General features: G+C 72.9%; 19 protein-coding genes and 3 pseudogenes. 16 read left to right on the forward strand and 6 right to left on the reverse strand.

Features of this window, described 5'->3' with window-relative positions:
• Positions 1 to 25: 25 nt before the first annotated feature.
• The 3 genes from MF408_RS12790 to MF408_RS12800 form a co-directional block, all read right to left on the reverse strand.
• Complete coding sequence (locus tag MF408_RS12790) at positions 26 to 1,093, reverse strand: NAD-dependent epimerase/dehydratase family protein (protein WP_240248015.1); 1,068 nt, start codon at positions 1,091 to 1,093, stop codon at positions 26 to 28.
• Positions 1,094 to 1,190: 97 nt separating this feature from the next.
• A complete protein-coding gene (locus MF408_RS12795; RefSeq protein WP_240248016.1) occupies positions 1,191 to 2,015 on the reverse strand; it encodes a calcium-binding protein in 825 nt (274 codons plus the stop codon).
• A gap of 135 nt (positions 2,016 to 2,150) precedes the next feature.
• On the reverse strand, positions 2,151 to 2,999 hold the full coding sequence (locus MF408_RS12800; protein WP_240248017.1) for a hypothetical protein: 849 nt from the start codon (positions 2,997 to 2,999) through the stop codon (positions 2,151 to 2,153).
• 233 nt (positions 3,000 to 3,232) lie between these two features.
• Between MF408_RS12800 and MF408_RS12805 the strand changes: the two genes are divergently transcribed.
• From MF408_RS12805 to MF408_RS12835, 7 genes and pseudogenes are all read left to right on the forward strand, one after another.
• Complete coding sequence (locus MF408_RS12805) at positions 3,233 to 3,484, forward strand: helix-turn-helix transcriptional regulator (protein ID WP_240248018.1); 252 nt, start codon at positions 3,233 to 3,235, stop codon at positions 3,482 to 3,484.
• A gap of 254 nt (positions 3,485 to 3,738) precedes the next feature.
• Positions 3,739 to 3,942, forward strand: coding sequence for a cold-shock protein (locus tag MF408_RS12810; protein WP_240248019.1), 204 nt, complete (start codon positions 3,739 to 3,741; stop codon positions 3,940 to 3,942).
• A gap of 223 nt (positions 3,943 to 4,165) precedes the next feature.
• Positions 4,166 to 4,321, forward strand: a complete 156-nt coding sequence (locus tag MF408_RS12815; RefSeq protein ID WP_240248020.1) for a hypothetical protein — start codon at positions 4,166 to 4,168, stop codon at positions 4,319 to 4,321.
• Between the two features lie 99 nt (positions 4,322 to 4,420).
• Positions 4,421 to 4,759, forward strand: a complete 339-nt coding sequence (locus tag MF408_RS12820; protein ID WP_240248021.1) for a metal-sensitive transcriptional regulator — start codon at positions 4,421 to 4,423, stop codon at positions 4,757 to 4,759.
• 28 nt (positions 4,760 to 4,787) lie between these two features.
• Positions 4,788 to 4,994, forward strand: coding sequence for a heavy metal-associated domain-containing protein (locus MF408_RS12825; RefSeq protein WP_240248022.1), 207 nt, complete (start codon positions 4,788 to 4,790; stop codon positions 4,992 to 4,994).
• Between the two features lie 25 nt (positions 4,995 to 5,019).
• On the forward strand, positions 5,020 to 5,934 hold the full coding sequence (locus MF408_RS12830) for a hypothetical protein (protein ID WP_240248023.1): 915 nt from the start codon (positions 5,020 to 5,022) through the stop codon (positions 5,932 to 5,934).
• A pseudogene (locus MF408_RS12835) lies at positions 5,924 to 8,195 on the forward strand (heavy metal translocating P-type ATPase). The gene MF408_RS12830 and the pseudogene MF408_RS12835 overlap by 11 nt, the downstream one beginning before the upstream one ends.
• 8 nt (positions 8,196 to 8,203) lie before the next feature.
• Here MF408_RS12835 and MF408_RS12840 read toward each other — a convergent pair.
• A complete protein-coding gene (locus tag MF408_RS12840) occupies positions 8,204 to 9,466 on the reverse strand; it encodes a hypothetical protein (RefSeq protein WP_240248024.1) in 1,263 nt (420 codons plus the stop codon).
• A gap of 29 nt (positions 9,467 to 9,495) precedes the next feature.
• Between MF408_RS12840 and MF408_RS12845 the strand changes: the two genes are divergently transcribed.
• From MF408_RS12845 to MF408_RS12885, 9 genes and pseudogenes are all read left to right on the forward strand, one after another.
• Positions 9,496 to 9,831 (forward strand): NUDIX domain-containing protein, encoded by a 336-nt coding sequence (locus MF408_RS12845; RefSeq protein ID WP_240248025.1) that lies wholly within the window; start codon positions 9,496 to 9,498, stop codon positions 9,829 to 9,831.
• A gap of 52 nt (positions 9,832 to 9,883) precedes the next feature.
• Positions 9,884 to 9,952 (forward strand): annotated as a pseudogene (locus tag MF408_RS12850) (hypothetical protein); the annotation flags it as partial.
• Positions 9,953 to 10,080: 128 nt separating this feature from the next.
• Complete coding sequence (locus MF408_RS12855) at positions 10,081 to 10,236, forward strand: hypothetical protein (protein ID WP_240252176.1); 156 nt, start codon at positions 10,081 to 10,083, stop codon at positions 10,234 to 10,236.
• A gap of 205 nt (positions 10,237 to 10,441) precedes the next feature.
• Positions 10,442 to 11,569, forward strand: coding sequence for a phosphate ABC transporter substrate-binding protein PstS (locus MF408_RS12860; RefSeq protein WP_240248026.1), 1,128 nt, complete (start codon positions 10,442 to 10,444; stop codon positions 11,567 to 11,569).
• A gap of 115 nt (positions 11,570 to 11,684) precedes the next feature.
• Positions 11,685 to 12,626 carry a phosphate ABC transporter permease subunit PstC gene (gene pstC / locus MF408_RS12865; RefSeq protein ID WP_240248027.1) on the forward strand — a complete coding sequence of 314 codons (942 nt, stop codon included), beginning with the start codon at positions 11,685 to 11,687 and terminating at the stop codon, positions 12,624 to 12,626.
• Between the two features lie 4 nt (positions 12,627 to 12,630).
• On the forward strand, positions 12,631 to 13,761 hold the full coding sequence (pstA, locus tag MF408_RS12870; RefSeq protein WP_240248028.1) for a phosphate ABC transporter permease PstA: 1,131 nt from the start codon (positions 12,631 to 12,633) through the stop codon (positions 13,759 to 13,761).
• A gap of 29 nt (positions 13,762 to 13,790) precedes the next feature.
• Positions 13,791 to 14,570, forward strand: a pseudogene (gene pstB, locus MF408_RS12875) (phosphate ABC transporter ATP-binding protein PstB).
• Positions 14,571 to 14,574: 4 nt separating this feature from the next.
• Positions 14,575 to 15,129, forward strand: coding sequence for a hypothetical protein (locus MF408_RS12880; protein ID WP_240248029.1), 555 nt, complete (start codon positions 14,575 to 14,577; stop codon positions 15,127 to 15,129).
• Complete coding sequence (locus tag MF408_RS12885) at positions 15,126 to 15,284, forward strand: helix-turn-helix domain-containing protein (protein ID WP_240248030.1); 159 nt, start codon at positions 15,126 to 15,128, stop codon at positions 15,282 to 15,284. The genes MF408_RS12880 and MF408_RS12885 overlap by 4 nt, the downstream gene beginning before the upstream one ends.
• A 55-nt stretch (positions 15,285 to 15,339) precedes the next feature.
• Here MF408_RS12885 and MF408_RS12890 read toward each other — a convergent pair whose 3' ends face one another.
• The gene (locus tag MF408_RS12890; protein WP_275693155.1) at positions 15,340 to 16,347 is read right to left on the reverse strand and encodes an inorganic phosphate transporter; all 1,008 of its coding nucleotides are present in this window, start codon (positions 16,345 to 16,347) and stop codon (positions 15,340 to 15,342) included.
• 18 nt (positions 16,348 to 16,365) lie between these two features.
• Positions 16,366 to 16,983, reverse strand: coding sequence for a DUF47 family protein (locus MF408_RS12895; protein WP_240248032.1), 618 nt, complete (start codon positions 16,981 to 16,983; stop codon positions 16,366 to 16,368).
• Between the last annotated feature and the right edge of the window lie 44 nt (positions 16,984 to 17,027).

The following is a 17,027-nucleotide window of genomic DNA, read 5'->3' on the forward strand; positions in this document are numbered from 1 at the left end:
GGCCGGAGGAGGCCCGTGGCCGCGGCTAGGGACGCCGCCGTAGCGCCACGGGCCCCCTGCGCAGGAGGCGCTTGACCCCGTCAGCGGGGCTGCGCGGCCGCAGGGGCGGCGTGACGTCGTGGTCGCCGGACAGGATGCCGTCGATCACCTCGTGCAGTGCGCCGAGAGCGTCGATCCGCGGCGCCCAGCCCAGCTGGGTGCGGGCACGCGCCGTGTCGAGCAGCGGCACCTGGTGGGCGAGGTCGACCCACCCGGGATCGACCTGCTGCAGGCGCGCGTGCCAGCTCCCCGCGGCCGCCGCCCGCACCACCGGGTACGGCACGTGGACGTGCCGCGCGCCGAGCGCCTCGGCCAGGTCGCCGGGCCGCACGGCCGGCTCCGCGGCCAGGTTGACCGCACCCGGGAGCCGGGCGCCGAGGACGAGGTCGATCGCCCCGGCCACGTCGTCGGCGTGCACGACGGGGATCGCCACCGAGCGGTCCAGCGGCAGCACAGGCAGGAGCCGCAGCAGCCGGCGCGGCACCAGCGCCGGGACGCCGTAGCGGAGCAGGGCGCTCCCGGCGCGCCGGTTGGCGATGATCCCCGGCCGCAGCCGGGTCACCGTGGTCCCCGGCTGCTCGGCCTCGAACCGGTCGAGCAGCCGCTCCGCGGCCGACTTGTGGCGGCTGTAGACCGAGCTCGGGATGCCGCCGGTCGGCCACGTCTCGTCCACCGGGTCGAGGTCGTGCCGCGGTGAGTAGGCGCCGACCGACGACATGTGCACGACGTGCCGTACGCCGGCCCGCGCGGCCGCGGCGAGCACCCGGCCGGTGCCGCCGACGCCGAGCGCCTCCAGGTAGTCCGTGCGGTGGGACGGCTGGAACCCCCAGGCGAGGTGGACGACGGCGTCGGCCCCTCGCAGCGCGTCGTCGAGCTCGGTCGCCGACGACTCCTCGGCGAGGTCGGCAGCGACCCAGCGCGCGCCGTCGTACGGGCCCGCCGCCGTCTCCGGCGGGCGGCGGCTGACGCCCACGACGTCGTGCCTGGCGTCGGCCAGCGTCCGGAGCAGGGTGGACCCGACGTTCCCGGTCGCGCCCGTGACGGTGATCAGCATGCTCGTGCCTCCCGCGGTCCGGCCCCTCGCTCGGCGTTACCCACCGCGGATGTCCCTAGCCCCGACGGGACGTCCCGCCTGGGGCGCGTGAACGGGGTCAGGACGAGCGGTTCCCGCAGCCCAGCAGGCGGTCGAGCAGGTCGGCGACGAAGTTGTCGATACCGCTGCACAGCAGGAAGTCCCTGCCGCTGCCGCCGACGAGCCGGTCGCGGCCGCCCATCCCGCCGAGCCGGTCGTCACCGGCGTCGCCGTACATGACGTCGTCGCCGTCCTGGCCGACGAGCTGGTCGTCCGCGCCGCCGCCGCGCACGACGTCGGCGTCCGGGCCGAGGCGGATCCAGTCGTTGCCGCCTCCGCCGAAGACCCGGTCGCGGCCGGTGAAGCCGTTGAAGAAGTCGGGGCCGGCGCCGAACCGCACGACCTCGTCGCCGGCGTCGCCGAGCACGGTCACCGCGAACGACGCCGGCAGCGTCGACACGTTGACGTGGTCGTTGCCCAGCCGCGGCCACACCTCGAGCAGGACCGGACGGTCGACGCTGATCCAGGTGGGAACCGGGCACACCGCCGCGACGCCGCGCCAGACGCGCTGCTCGACGCAGCCGGCCGCCAGCCGGTGGAACGAGCGGGTGCCGGTGTCGACGAACCGCAGCGACGTGCCCGAGAAGGTCACCGTCAGCCGGTTGTGCTGCTGGCCCGCGCGGTAGAGGTAGCCGTGCTTCGAGCGGGTGATCATCGCCTTGTCCGGGAGCGGCACCAGCGGCTTCCCCAGCTCCTCGCCCATCAGCTCGGTGGCGTAGTCGTACGGCGGCCCGGCGGTGCCGGGTCCGTTCGGGGGCGTCCCGGCGCCGGCGGGGCCGGTGGGAGCGAGGGCGAGCGCGACGGCGATGCCGGTGGCGACGGCGGCGAGGGTGCGGCGGACCATGCCTCATCCAACGGCGACAGCCCGCCGAGCATTACCACATCTGACGACGAATGACCGATCGGACAGGTCGGACCACCCGGGCGGGCCATGGCGTCCGAGCCGGTCGTCAGGGTGAGAGTGAGCCAGGGCTCACTCTCACCCTGACGACCTCGCTCCTAGACGATCCAGCGGGGTGAGACCAGCTCCTCGGTGCCCTCGACGAGCAGCCGCAGGTAGGCGCCGAACCGCAGGTCGGAGCGGGCCTCGGCCGACAGCCCGGCGGTGCGCTCCTCGTGGTCGGAGGCGTGGGTGAGCGCCCGGTCGACGAGGTAGCCGCCGGGGGTCTCGATGCTGAGGTCGCGAGCGCCGGGGGAACACCTGGAACAGCTGGTCGTCGTGCCAGCCGAGCGTCCGGAGCTCCTCGAGGAGCCACTTCCGGTCGTTCTCCCAGTCGGGGTCCTCGGCCAGCCGGTTGCCGATCAGGTCGGTCAGGCCGTCGGAGACGAGCAGCACGCCGAGCCCCCACTCGTCCAGCAGGAGCGCCACGTGGGTGCGGTGCGGTGCGGCGAGGTTGACGATGCCACCGCCGACGCGCCGCTCGGCGGCGTGCCGCCCCGGCAGGCTGAGCGCCTGGCCGTCGCTGCCGAAGTCGATCTCGGTGCGCACCGACGTGCGGTCCTCGAGCGTCCAGCCGCCCTCGAGGTAGGCGCGCCAGACCACCTCGTGGCCCTCGGGGGAGGAGTCGGCGCCGAGCAGGTCCTCGAGGTGCCCGGGCTGCCCGGAGACGCCGAACCAGACGTCGCCGCCGTTCTGCCGCAGCTTCCGCACCGCCCACGGCACGGCCGGGCCGTCGGCGTCGGGTCGGTAGACGACCGTCGAGGTGGACTGCTCCACGACCTCGCCGTCGCGAGCGGTGACCTCCCGGACGATGCGGACGCCGCGGCGGCCGAGGGAGGGCATGGCGGCAGGGGCCGACGAGGCACGGAGCCACGACTGCTCGCTCACGAGGAGTCCTCCTGCTGCCCGAGACGGCCGCGGTGGGGGTTGACGGCCAACGTCTACCGGACCGCCGCCCCGAGACGCGGGCAACGCACGGAGCGCAACCGCCCATGGCCTCACATCTGAGAACGCTCCGTCCGCTCGTCGTGAGGAACCCACCGGTCACCGGGCCGGCCGTGACGCTGTCGGCGGGGCGCTCGTTATCGTGACGATGGACGGCTCCACTCTCGGGAGGTGTGGTGACGCGCGGTGAGGAGGCTGCCGGGCGGGGGACGCCGCGGGTCCGGCTCCGCGACGGCGTCCTCTACGGCCTGCGCAAGCACGCCGGCATCAGCCGCGACGAGTGGGCGCGGCGGGTCGGGCTGTCGAGCAGCGCCGCCTGGCGCCTCGAGGCCGGTCACGCGAGCCCCAGCGCGGAGACGATCGCCCGGTTGCTGGTGGCGACCGGCAAGCGGTTCGAGGAGCTGTTCGAGGTCGAGTGGGTCGACTGACGGGCGCCGTACGCCGGCACCCGGCCGGTCCGCGAGACACCGGTGCGCGTGGCGGCTCGTTCGGCAGAGACGCTTGGTAGGGTCGGTCCTGCAGTGGATGCAGTTCTTCAAGGTTTGACGCCTGCGGAAGTCTGTGGCCAACGGCGTATCTGGTTTGTGGTGTCCCAATCACGGGTCGGAGCGACGTGTCAGCGCATCCGCTGCGGGTCGCCGAGGTGGCGGCTCTCGCCCCGACACAAGGAGTAACGAGCGCAATGGCTCAGGGCACCGTGAAGTGGTTCAGCGCCGAGAAGGGCTTCGGCTTCATCGAGCAGGAGGGCGGCGGCGACGACGTCTTCGTGCACTACTCGGCGATCCAGTCCTCCGGCTTCAAGTCCCTCGAGGACAACCAGAAGGTCGAGTTCGACGTCACCCAGGGCCCGAAGGGCCCGCAGGCCGAGAACGTGCGTCCGCTCTGACGAGCTGACGTTCGCGCCTTTCTCGCAGAGCCCCGCCGGTCCGCCGGCGGGGCTCTCGCCTTCCCGAGCCCGCCGGCCGTCGGTAACGAGAGTGCAAAGTTTCGGCGGTTCTCCGTTTGCAGGCGGGTCCATTGGGCACGATAGTTCGGAACGAGATCGGGTGTGCCCGGCGGTGGAGCGGGCTCGGGGGCGGCCGGTCGGACTCGGGGAGGCAGAAGCAGTCGTGACGGACCAGTTCGACGTGACCCTCGAGGACTCCGACCTCCTCGTCGAGGTCGAGCTGACGACCAACCTGATCGTGGCCGCCACCGCTTCCGACGGCCCGCTGCCGGTCGAGGAGATCGACCGCATCCTGGGCATCCGCCCCGACGCCGGCTGACCCTGCCGGCCACCTGACCCCGCCAGCCACCGGGCCCGACCCTGCGGGCCCGGGCGATCGGCGTACCCCTCTGCGCTTGACAAGTTACCCTAGGGGGGTATGGTTTCTGTTGTGAGCGAGCACCAGCACGGCTACCTGCACCGCAAGGACGACCACCTCGAGCGGCTGCGCCGGATCGAGGGGCAGGCCCGCGGCCTGCAGCGCATGGTCGAGGAGGAGCAGTACTGCATCGACATCCTCACCCAGGTCTCGGCGATGACCAGCGCGCTGCAGTCGTTCTCCCTCCAGCTCCTCGAGGAGCACATGAACCACTGCGTCGCCGACGCCCTCGGCGCCGCCCGCTCCGGCGAGGCCAGCGACCAGGCCGCCAGCGACCAGGTCGCCCGCGACAAGGTCGCCGAGGCGGTCGCCGCCATCACCCGGCTGGTCCGGTCCTGAACCACCCACGAGACGAGAGGCAGCGAAGATGAGCGAGCAGAGCACCTGGCAGGTCACCGGCATGACCTGCGCCCACTGCGCGGCGTCGGTCGCCGAGGAGATCGGCGAGATCCCCGGCGTGGAGGACGTCGACGTGACCGTCGAGACCGGCGCGGTCGTCGTGACCAGCGCCGCCCCGCTCGAGCGCGGCGCCGTGGAGGCGGCCGTGGTCGAGGCGGGCTACCAGCTGGCCTGACGGCCCCGGCACGAGGAGGAGCGGCATGCGTGCCTGGCAGAAGGTCGCCGCCTACGGCACCGGGCTGGTGGTCGTGCTGGCCGCGGCGCTGTGGGTCGGCGGCGTCGTCGGCCCGGTCGAGACCGACGACACGGCGCACGACTCGTCCGGCCACGACCGGGTCCGGCTGCAGCCGGCCGACAGCGGCCACGACCACGGCAGCGGCGACGACAAGCACGGCGCGAGCCGTGCGAGCAGCGTGCACACGCTGGCGCTCGACTCAGGGGTCGTCGACGCCGGCCGGGCGCAGCTCGGGTTCCGCGTGCTCGACGGCTCCGGCGAGCCGGTGACGTCCTACGACGTGCAGCACGAGAAGGAGCTGCACCTGATCGCCGTACGCCGCGACCTCGCCGCCTTCCGTCACGTCCATCCCCGCCTCGACCCGGCGACCGGCCGGTGGTCGGTGCCGGTGGACCTCGAGCCGGGCAGCTGGCGCCTCTACGCCGACTTCGTGCCCGCGGGCGGCGACCCTGCGCTCGCCGAGGCGGAGCTGCAGGTCGCCGGCGACTACCGGCCCGAGCCGCTCGGCGGCGACACCGACACCGCCCGTGTCGACGACTACGAGGTCCACCTCGAGCGCGACCCGGAGACGTCGATGGCGACCTTCCACGTCACCCGCGGCGGCGTGGAGGTCGAGGCGCTGGAGCCCTACCTCGGCGCGTACGGCCACCTGGTGGCCATCGGTGCCGACGACCTCGACTACGTCCACGTTCACCCCGAGGAAGGCGAGCCGGGGCCGGAGGTGGCGTTCCACGTCGAGCTCCCCGACGCCGGGCGCTACCGGCTGTTCCTCGACTTCCGCCACGACGGCGTGGTCCGCACGGCCGACTTCACCGTCACCGTCGGTGACGGCGCGGCGCCGGCGCCGGACGACCACGAGGAGGACGGTCATGGCCACTGACACCCGCGTCCGCGAGCTGACCGGCGAGCCGACCGCCAGCCTCGACCTCGACATCACCGGCATGACCTGCGCGTCCTGCGCCCACCGGATCGAGCGCAAGCTCAACAAGCTCGACGGCGTCAGCGCCACGGTCAACTACGCCACCGAGCGCGCCACCGTGACCGCCCCGTCGGGCACGGACCCCTCGCTGCTGCTCGAGACGGTCGAGGCGGCCGGCTACGCCGCGACGGTACGCCGCCCGCTCGCCGCCCCGGCGGGGGCGCCGGCAGAGCCGCCGGAGGACCGCGAGCTGGTCGCGCTGCGGCACCGGCTGGTGTGGTCGGTGGTGCTCGCCGTGCCCGTGATCGCGATGGCGATGGTCCCGGCCCTCCAGTTCGAGTACTGGCAGTGGGCCTCGCTCACCCTCGCCGCGCCCGTCGCCACGTGGGGCGCCTGGCCGTTCCACCGGGCCGCGTGGGTCAACCTGCGGCACGGCTCCTCCACGATGGACACGCTGGTCTCGGTGGGCGTGCTCGCGGCGTTCGGCTGGTCGCTGGCGGCGCTGTTCTGGGGCACCGCCGGCGAGCCCGGGATGACCCACCCGTTCGACCTGTGGCCCGACCGCGACGGCCCGGGCTCGGGTCTCGGCGACATCTACCTCGAGACCGCGGCCGGCGTCACGATGTTCCTGCTCGCGGGGCGCTACTTCGAGAAGCGGTCGAAGCGGCACGCGGGTGACGCGCTCCGCGCGCTCGCCGATCTGGGCGCCCGGGAGGTCGCGGTGCTGCGGGACGGGCCGGAGGGCCCCGAGACGCTGCTGCCCGCCACCGAGCTGACCGCCGGCGACCTGTTCGTCGTACGGCCGGGGGAGAAGGTCGCCACCGACGGCGAGGTCGTCACCGGCCGGTCGGCCGTCGACGCGTCGCTCGTCACCGGCGAGTCGGTGCCGGTCGAGGTCGGGCCCGGCGACGAGGTCGTGGGCGCGACGGTCAACACGACCGGCCGGCTGGTCGTCCGCGCGACCCGCGTGGGCGCCGACACCCACCTCGCCCAGCTCGCCCGCCTGGTCGAGGAGGCGCAGGCCGGCAAGGCCCGCGCGCAACGCCTGGCCGACCGGATCTCCGGGGTGTTCGTCCCGGTGGTCATCGCCCTCGCCGTCGGCACCCTCGGCTTCTGGCTGGGCGCCGACGCCGGCTGGGAGGTCGCGCTCACCGCCGCCGTGGCGGTCCTCATCATCGCCTGCCCGTGCGCCCTCGGGCTCGCCACGCCCACCGCGCTGATGGTCGGCACCGGGCGGGGCGCGCAGCTCGGCATCCTGATCCGCGGCCCCGAGGCGCTGGAGGCCACCCGGGCCGTCGACACCGTCGTGCTCGACAAGACCGGCACCGTCACCACCGGCGAGATGCGGCTGGTCGAGGTGGTTCCCGACGGCACCGACGGGGTCGACGAGGCCGAGGTGCGCCGGGTCGCGGCCACGCTGGAGTCGGCGTCGGAGCACCCGATCGCGCGGGCGATCGCCGACGGACAGGGAGACGGGCGTCCTCGAGGGGTTCGCCAACGAGCCGGGCCGCGGCGTGACCGGCACGGTCGACGGCCGCGACGCACTGGTCGGCCGGCCATCGTTCCTCGCCGATCACGGGCTGACCGTGCCCCGGGCGCTCGCCGAGGCGGTCGACCGGGCCGAGGGCGACGGCGCGACGCCGGTGCTCGTCGGCTGGGACGGCCGGGCCCGCGGCGTGCTGGTGGTCGCCGACGCGGTGAAGGAGTCGTCGGCCGAGGCCGTGCGCCGCCTGCGCGGTCTGGGACTCACGCCTGTGCTGCTGACCGGCGACAACGAGCGGGCCGCCCGCGCCGTCGCGGCCGCCGTCGGCATCGACGAGGTGCGGGCCGGTGTGCTGCCGGCGGAGAAGGTCGCCTTCGTCGCCGACCTGCAGGAGCGCGGCCGCCGGGTCGCGATGGTCGGCGACGGCGTCAACGACGCCGCCGCGCTGGCCCGGGCCGACCTCGGCATCGCGATGGGCACCGGCACCGACGTGGCCCGCGAGGCGAGCGACCTCACCATCGTCAGCGGCGACCTGCGGGTCGCGGCCGACGCCGTCCGCCTCGCGCGGCGGACGCTGTCGACCATCCGCGGCAACCTGTTCTGGGCGTTCGGCTACAACGTCGCCGCGCTCCCGTTGGCTGCGGCGGCGCTGCTGAACCCGATGCTGGCCGGCGCGGCGATGGCGCTGTCGTCGGTGTTCGTGGTCACCAACAGCCTCCGGCTGCGCCGGTTCCGGTAGCGGGCGGCTCAGCAGGTCGCGAACAGCACCGGGCCCTGCGCGAGGTCGGAGAGCGCGAACGCGTAGGGGAGGGGGTCGAGGTCCATCGTCACCACGCTGCCGCGGGCCGCGACGTCGCCCTCCCCGAGCTCGAACAGGTCGGGGAAGTCGGTGCCCTGGCCCGGCGCCGGCCCGCGCGCCAGCGCGAACCGCGCGTCGGCGTCGGCGCGGGCCTGCTCCTCGGTGTCGAAGGCCATCGCCACCCGCACCTCGCCGCCGGGCCGGCCCGCGATCGCGAAGCCGAGCAGCGGGTGCACGCCGCCGGCGGCCTCCACGAGGTCCGCCGCCCGCACCCGGTCGTCGTCCGAGGCCTGGGTCATCGACAGCGCCACGCACGCGTGGTCACCGGTGTAGACCGTCGCCGACACGGCGCCTCCGATCTCGGCGACGACGTCGGCGACCCCGTCGTCACGCGCGGTGCCGCGCTGCCCGTCGCGCCAGCGCTCCGCCGCGATCTGGGAGTCGCTCGCCACGAGCAGGCGGCGGTCGGCGTCGAGGACGAGGTGGCCGAGCTGCTCGGTCACGCCGCCGACCCGGGCGGTCACCTCCCCGCCGCCGACCCACACGCCGTCGTCGGCGTCGGGCCGCGCGTAGCCGAGTGCCTCCAGGTCGTCCTCGAGCGCCGCGAGGTCGAGCGACGCCGGCAGCCCGAGGAACAGCAGCGCCGCCTCGCTGCTCTGCGCGAACAGCTCCCACTCCAGGGACGCGGGGAGACGCCGTACTGCTCCTGGAGGGCCGACGCCGAGGTCACCAGCGCGGACGCTGCGGTCAGGTCGGCGTCGAAGCCGGCGAGCAGGAACTCCTCGACCTCGGCGGCGGTCGAGCCGGCCGACACGTCGCTGTCGAGCTCGTCGCGTACGGCGGCCCAGTCGGTCCAGCCGATCCGCTCGCTGGCCTCCGGCGCGAGGGCGACCGCGGCGGCGATCCGCGTCGGCTCCTCGTCCTCCGACCGCACCAGCCAGACGACCACCGCGGCGGCGACCACGGCGAGCACGACCAGCACAGCGACCGGGACCACCGGTGAGCGCCCGGTGAACAGGCGGCGACGCGTCGTCGACATGGTCGGTGGGATGCTCCTCTGCAACCGGCGGCAGGTGTGACACTAGCGCCGTGCCGACGACCCGCTCCGCGCCGCCGCCCGACATCCAGGCCGCGGGGGTGGTGACGTTCCGGCCCGGCCGGGAGGTGCTGCTCGTGCACCGGCCGAAGTACGACGACTGGTCGTTCCCCAAGGGGCAAGCTCGAGCGCGGCGAGCACGCGGTGGCCGCCGCGGTGCGGGAGGTCGCCGAGGAGACCGGGCTGCACGTGCGGCTGGGGCCGCCGCTGGCCTCGCAGCGCTACGAGACCGGTGGCCGGATGAAGACGGTCGGCTACTGGACCGGGCGGGTCGTGGGCGACGACGACGTGAGCCTCTACCGGCCCAATGACGAGATCGACCGGGTCGAGTGGGTGCCCGTCGCCGAGGCGCCCGACCGGCTGACCTACCCCTACGACCGGCAGACGCTCGCCGACGCCCTCGAGGTGCGCCGCCGGACCCGGGCCCTGGTGGTGCTCCGGCACGGCCAGGCCCGGTCGCGCAAGGGGGTGGCGGCGTGACGACGCGCTCCGCCCGCTGGTGCGTACCGGCGCCGTGCAGGCCGAGCGGCTGGTGCCGCTGCTCGCGGCCTACGACGTCACGACGGTCGTGTCGTCGAGCAGCACCCGCTGCGTGCAGACGGTGACGCCCTACGCCCACACCGCCGGTCTCGACGTCGACACCACCGAGCTGCTCAGCGAGGAGGGGCGCGACGCCGGAGGCCGTGACGGGGGCTGGTCGAGAAGCTGGCCGCCACCGACGGCGGCGCGGTGCTCTGCAGCCACCGGCCGGTGCTGCCGCTGCTCTTCGACGCCCTCGGCCTGCGCCCCAAGCACGTCGGCGCCGAGCTCGCACCCGCGGAGATGCTCGTGGTGCACGTGCGCAAGGACCAGGTCGTCGCCACGGAGCGGCACGGGCCGTACTGACCCGGCGCCGCCGGTGTCCCTCCGGTGAGGGGCCTGTGACGGGCGTCGCGGCACGTGCCGCGATGCTCGCCCACTGTTCACCTCTCGTTCAGACTCGTCGGAGAGTTGTGTTACCCGGTCTCCCTACGTTCGCAGTGTCCGAGATCGAAACAACGGGGGCGCTGCGAGAGATGTGTGCCCCTCAGCTTCCCGAGAGGCAGAACTCTTGAACCGCACTTCCTTCCGCCGGGCCCTCGTGCCGGGTGTGGCCGCGCTGGCCCTGCTGCTGACCGCGTGCGGCGGTGACGACGACAACGGTTCCGGCGGCAACGGCGGCGAGGCGTCCGGCGTCGACTACGGCACGCTCGAGGGCGAGCTCATCGCCGGCGGCGCGTCGTCGCAGGAGTCGGCGCAGAACGCCTGGCTGGTGGGCTTCCAGGAGGTCGCGCCCAACGTGGCGGTGACCTACGAGCCGGTCGGCTCCGGCGACGGCCGCACCAACTTCATCAACGGCGGCTACGCCTTCGCCGGCTCCGACGCCTACCTCACCGACGACGAGGGCGAGCTCAGCGACGCCACCGAGCGCTGTGCCGGCACCGACCCGATCGAGATCCCCAACTACGTCTCGCCGATCGCGGTCATCTTCAACGTGCCCGGCGTCGACGAGCTCAACCTGACCCCCGAGGCGGTCGCCGGCATCTTCGCCGGCGAGATCACCAGCTGGAACGACCCCGCCATCGCGGAGTCCAACGAGGGCGCGAACCTGCCGGACGCCGACATCACGCCCGTGCACCGCTCCGACGAGTCGGGCACGACCGAGAACTTCACCGACTACCTCGACGCCGCCGCCGGCGACGTGTGGACCGCCGGTGTCGTGGAGACCTGGCCGACCGACGCGGGCGGCGAGGCCGGCAACGGCACCTCGGGCGTCGTCCAGGTCGTGACCGAGAACGAGAACACCATCGGGTACGCCGACGCGAGCCAGGCCGGCGGTCTCGGCCAGGCCAACATCGGTGTCGGCGACGAGTTCGTCCCGCCGAGCGCCGACGCGGCCGCGAAGATCCTCGAGGTCTCCCCGCGCGTCGAGGGCCGGCCCGACGTCGACCTGGCCGTCGACCTCGACCACACGACCGCCGAGGCGGGCGTGTACCCGATCGTGCTGACGTCGTACCTGTTGGCCTGCCAGCAGTACGAGGACCAGGCGACCGCCGACCTGGTGAAGGGCTACCTGTCCTACGTCGTCTCCGACGAGGGCCAGGAGCTCGCCGCCGCCGAGGCCGGTGCCGCCCCCCTGAGCGACTCCCTGCAGGAGGAGATCCAGGGGATCATCGACGGAATCTCGGCGTCGTCCTGACCGAGAAGCACCAGGCCGTGCAGGCCGTGCAGGCCCTGCAGGCAGTGCAGGGGTCGGGCGCAGTGCCCGACCCCTGCACGGGTGCCGTCGCCCATCGTCGACCGGAGGAACCGTCGTGACCGCCGTCCGTGAAGAGCCGCCCGTGCAGGAGGTGGCGGGTCGCCGCATCGGCGACGCCGTCTTCAGCAGGGCCGCACTCGTGTCGTCCCTGCTCGTCATCGTCTTCCTCGCCGGGGTCGCGGTCTTCCTGCTGATCAAGGGCCTCCCGGCGTTCGACGCCGAGCCCGACCAGCTCAACGAGCGCTCCAGCCTGTGGTCGCTGGTCGGCGCCCTGCTGTTCGGCACCGTGCTGGCCTCGATCATCGCGATGCTGATCGTCACGCCGCTGTCGATCGGCCTCGGGCTGGTGATCTCCCACTACGCACCCCGGCGGATCGCCCGCCCGGTCGGCTTCCTCGTCGACCTGCTCGCCGCCGTGCCGAGCGTCGTGTTCGGCCTGTGGGGCATCATCGTGCTCGCGCCGTACCTCCAGCCGATGCACGAGTGGCTGGTCGACAACCTCGGCTGGCTGCCGTTCTTCGACGGGCCCGCCAGCACCACCGGCCGCACCATCCTCACCGCCGGCGTGGTGCTGGCGCTGATGGCGCTGCCGATCGTCACCGCCATCATGCGCGAGGTGTTCGCCCAGACCCCGCGGGCCCACGAGGAGGCCGCGCTCGCCCTCGGCGCCACCCGCTGGGAGATGATCCGGATGACCGTGCTGCCCTACGGGCGGTCCGGCATGGTCGCGGCGCTGCTCCTCGGCCTCGGCCGCGCGCTCGGCGAGACGATGGCGGTCGCCATGGTGCTCTCCGCCACCGGCGTCGTCGTCAACTGGGACGTCGTGTCGAGCCAGAGCTCCAACACGATCGCCGCCTACATCGCCCTGGGCTACAAGGAGGCCTCGCCGATCAAGGTGAGCGTCCTGATCTTCGCCGGCCTCGCGCTCTTCCTCCTCACGTTCGTCGTCAACTTCCTGGGTCGCTGGATCGCGACCCGGGGTGTCGTGAAGGGCTGATCCGATGACCTCGACACCTCCCGCCGAGCCCGGCGGTCGCGCCACCGACACGATCGACCCCTTCTCGACCGGCCCGCTCCCTCCGGACCCGACCGCGCCCGCCGGGCGGCTCCCGCGGCTGGCCGCCCTCCTCACCGGGGTGGTCGCCCTCGCCGCCGGCGGGCTGCTCGGCGTGATCCTCGGCTGGGGCGTCGCGCCGGTGGTCGCCGTCGCCTGGGTGGTCTTCGTCGTCGCGTTCCCGCTGTGGAGCCTGCTCGTCGAGAACCGCCGCAAGGCCGTCGACCGCCTCGTCACCACGCTGGTGTGGACCGCCTTCGTGCTCGCGATGATCCCGCTCGTCAGCCTGATGGTCACCGTGGTCGCCAAGGGCGCCCCCGCGATCAGCGGCAACTTCCTCACCGCGGACATGAGCGGTCGCGCGCTCCTCGACGGCAGCGGCGGCATCTTCCACGCGCTCGTCGGCACCCTGCTCGTCACGGTGATCGCCGCCGTGATCGCCGTCCCGGTCGGCGTGCTGACCGCGGTGTGGCTCGTCGAGTACGGCAAGGGCACCAGGCTGGCCGGCGTCATCACCTTCCTCGTCGACGTGATGACCGGCATCCCGTCGATCGTGGCCGGCCTGTTCGCGTTCGCGTTCTTCCAGGTCGTCCTGGCCGAGCCGCTGCCGCGGCTGGCGGTCGGCGGCGGCGTCGCGCTGTCGCTGCTGATGCTGCCGACGGTGATCCGCGCGGTGGAGGAGATGCTCAAGCTGGTGCCCGAGGACCTGCGGGAGGCGTCGTACGCCCTCGGCGTGCCCAAGTGGCGCACGATCGTCAAGGTCGTGCTGCCGACCGCGGTGGCGGGCATCGTCACCGGCGTGACGCTCGCGGTCGCGCGGGTGGCGGGCGAGACCGCGCCGCTGCTGCTGATCGTCGGCACGGCGTACCAGACGAACTGGAACCCCTTCGACGGCGGCACGGCGACGCTGCCGACCTTCATCTTCGGATCGCTGAGCAAGACCAGCCACTTCAAGTACGGCGACGCGTGGAGCGACGCCATCTGGGGCGCCGCCCTCGTCCTGATCGTGATCGTGATGACGCTCAACGTGGTGGCCCGCGTCATCGGCTCCGTGTTCGCCCCCAAGACCGGCAAGTGACGCCACCTCGAGGAGCTAGGAAGCAACCCATGGCCAAGAGCATCGACGTCTCCGACGTCAACATCTACTACGGCGACTTCCTCGCGGTCGCGGGCGTCAACATGACGATCCGGGCGCGGTCGGTGACGGCGTTCATCGGCCCGTCCGGCTGCGGCAAGTCGACGTTCCTCCGGTCGCTGAACCGGATGCACGAGGTGATCCCGGGCGCCCGCGTCGAGGGCAAGATCGTCGTCGACGGGCAGGACCTCTACGAGCCCGGCGTCGACCCGGTGACGGTCCGCCGCCAGATCGGCATGGTCTTCCAGCGGCCGAACCCGTTCCCGACGATGTCGATCTACGACAACGTGATCGCAGGCCTGCGCCTCAACGCGCGGAAGATGAGCAGGTCGGAGGCCGACGACACCGTGGAGCGGTAGCTGCGCGGCGCCAACCTGTGGAACGAGGTCAAGGACCGGCTGTCCAAGCCGGGTGCCGGCCTCTCCGGCGGGCAGCAGCAGCGGCTCTGCATCGCCCGGGCGATCGCCGTCCAGCCCGACGTGCTGCTCATGGACGAGCCGTGCTCGGCGCTCGACCCGATCTCGACGTCCGCGATCGAGGACCTCATCCACGAGCTCAAGCAGGACTACACGATCGTGATCGTCACCCACAACATGCAGCAGGCCGCGCGGGTGTCGGACGAGACCGGCTTCTTCAACCTCAAGGCGCAGGGCGAGCCGGGCCACCTGGTGGAGTTCAACCCCACCAAGAAGATGTTCGCCAACCCCGACAACAAGTCGACCGAGGACTACATCTCGGGCCGCTTCGGCTGAGCCGGTGACTGCCCGCGCCTACCTGCACCGGTGGGCGGAGACCGCCGGCGCCCAGCTGCTGGTCGTCGACCCGTGGGACGACCGGGCCGGCCGGGTCGACCTCGCCGACGCGATGGCCGGCCGCGGCGTCCACGTCACCTGGGTCGGCTCGACCGTCGACGGCCTGATCGAGTTCGGCCGGCTCGACCCCGACGCGGTCGTGGTGGCGCCGGAAGCGCCGGGGGTCTCCGCACCGGACTTCGTCACCGCCATCCGCCGCCACGGGTCGCCGTACGTCGTCGCCGCGCTGGAGGAGGTCGACGCCGCGGAGGTCGGGTCGCTGATGCTGGCCGGTGCCAGCGCCGTGGTCGCCCGGCCCTACTCCGCCGACCACCTGTGGGACCTGCTCAGCCACTCGCCGCGGTCGCTGGAGGAGCGCGCCCACCTGGTGGTGGGGCCGATCGAGCTCGACGCGGCGTCGTACCGGGTGCTGATCGACGGCGAGCGGATCGGCGACCTGCCGCTGAAGGAGTTCGAGCTGCTGCGCGCCCCTCATGCTGCGCGCCCCCCGGCGTCGTGACCGACGAGGAGCTGCGCGAGGAGCTGTGGGGCGTGGCCGGGCGCCGGCCGGCCGGCAACACGATCGCCATGCACGTCACCCGGCTGCGGGCGCGGCTCGGCGACGCCGCTGTCGTCCGCCGGATCCGGGGCCGCGGCTACGCGCTCACCGTGTGACCGGCGGCCCGTGACCGGCGGTCTGCCCGACGGTCGGCCCGGGGGAGACGGAGCGTCAGATCCGGGTGATGCCGTGGAGCACGAAGTAGGTGGCCGCGGCGACCGACGCCGAGGCCGGGAAGGTCAGCACCCACGCGGTGACGATCGACCGCGCCACGCCCCACCGCACGGCCGAGAGCCGCTTGGTGGCGCCCACGCCCATCACCGCGGAGGTGATCGTGTGCGTCGTCGAGATCGGCGCCTCGTAGACGAACGCGGTCGTGTAGAGCACCGACGCCGCCACCGACTCCGCGGCGAAGCCCTGCGGCGGGTCCAGGTGGATGATCCGCCGGCCCAGGGTCCGCATGATCCGCCAGCCGCCCGCCCAGGTGCCGAGCGCGATCGCCGTCGCGGCGGCGACGATCACCCAGATCGGGAGGTCGCCGCCCTGGTCCTCGGAGGCGACGTAGCCGCCGGTGACCAGCGCCAGGAAGATCACGCCCATCGTCTTCTGCGCGTCCTGGAGGCCGTGCCCGAGCGCCATGCCGGCGGCCGAGATCGTCTGCGCGATCCGGAACCCGCGGTTGGCCTTGTGCGGGTTGGCGCGGCGGAACAGCCACAGCACCGCCAGCATCACCACGAACCCGGCCGCGAACGCGAACAGCGGCGACAGGAACATCGGGATGACGACCTTCTCCAGCACCGTGCTCCACGAGACGCCGACGCCGGCGGCGACCGCCGAGCCGACCAGGCCGCCGATCAGCGCGTGCGAGGAGGACGACGGGAGGCCGAAGTACCAGGTGATCAGGTTCCACGTGATGGCGCCCACCAGCCCGGCCATCACGATGATCAAGCCGTGGTTGTCACCGGGTGGGTCGATCGTGTCGCTCACGGTGTGGGCGACCTGCTGCCCGAGGAAGGCGCCCACGAAGTTCATGACGGCCGCCAGCGCGAGGGCGACCCGCGGGGTCAGCGCACGCGTGGAGACCGAGGTGGCGATGGCGTTCGCGGCGTCGTGGAAGCCGTTGGTGTAGTCGAACACCAGGGCCACCACGACGACCGTGATGACGATCGCGAGAGTCACGTCCACGGGACGACCGGCTCAGCTTTCCTTGACGGCGATCTGCTCGACGATGTTGGCGACGGTCTCGAACGCGTCGATCGCGCCCTCGAGCGACTCCACGACGTCCTTCAGCTTGAGCACGTCGATCGTCTTGTACTCGCCGGAGAACAGGTTGGCGAGCGTCCGGCGGTGGTTCTTGTCGCCGGCGTTCTCGAGCCGGTTGATCTCGATCCAGTAGTCCTCGAGCGACTTCATCGACTGCAGCCGGGGCATCGCCTCGGCGGTCAGCTCGGCGCACCGCTGGATGACCGTCACCTGCTCCGACAGCTCCGGCGGGAGGACCTCGATCTCGTAGAGGAGGATGAGGTCGACGGCCTCGTCCATCATGTCCATCACGTCGTCGAGACCGGAGCCGAGGGCATAGATGTCCTCGCGGTCGAACGGCGTGACGAACGTGCTGTTGACCTTCTTGACGATCTCGTGGGTCGTCTCGTCGGCGTCGTGCTCGGCGGCACGCATCCGCTCGGCGACCGACGCCTTGTCGGAGGTGTCCGACAGCATCTCCGCCAGCAGCTCACTGCCCCGCACGAGGTGCCGGGCCGACTGGGTGAAGAGGTCGTAGAAGGAGGTGTCGACAGGACGCAGACGCAGACCCACATGGACTCCCGTTGAGGCGGAGGCGAACGGGCTCATGCTAGGGG

This window comes from Nocardioides sp. TF02-7, assembly GCF_022437945.1.
GTDB lineage: Bacteria > Actinomycetota > Actinomycetes > Propionibacteriales > Nocardioidaceae > Nocardioides.

Excerpts from the sequence above, each read along its gene's own strand:
- MF408_RS12790 (WP_240248015.1), bottom strand. The coding sequence starts at position 1,093 with ATGCTGATCACCGTCACGGGCGCGACCGGGAACGTCGGGTCCACCCTG.
- MF408_RS12795 (WP_240248016.1), bottom strand. The coding sequence starts at position 2,015 with ATGGTCCGCCGCACCCTCGCCGCCGTCGCCACCGGCATCGCCGTCGCG.
- MF408_RS12810 (WP_240248019.1), top strand. The coding sequence starts at position 3,739 with ATGGCTCAGGGCACCGTGAAGTGGTTCAGCGCCGAGAAGGGCTTCGGC.
- MF408_RS12820 (WP_240248021.1), top strand. The coding sequence starts at position 4,421 with ATGGTTTCTGTTGTGAGCGAGCACCAGCACGGCTACCTGCACCGCAAG.
- MF408_RS12825 (WP_240248022.1), top strand. The coding sequence starts at position 4,788 with ATGAGCGAGCAGAGCACCTGGCAGGTCACCGGCATGACCTGCGCCCAC.
- MF408_RS12830 (WP_240248023.1), top strand. The coding sequence starts at position 5,020 with ATGCGTGCCTGGCAGAAGGTCGCCGCCTACGGCACCGGGCTGGTGGTC.
- pstA (WP_240248028.1), top strand. The coding sequence starts at position 12,631 with ATGACCTCGACACCTCCCGCCGAGCCCGGCGGTCGCGCCACCGACACG.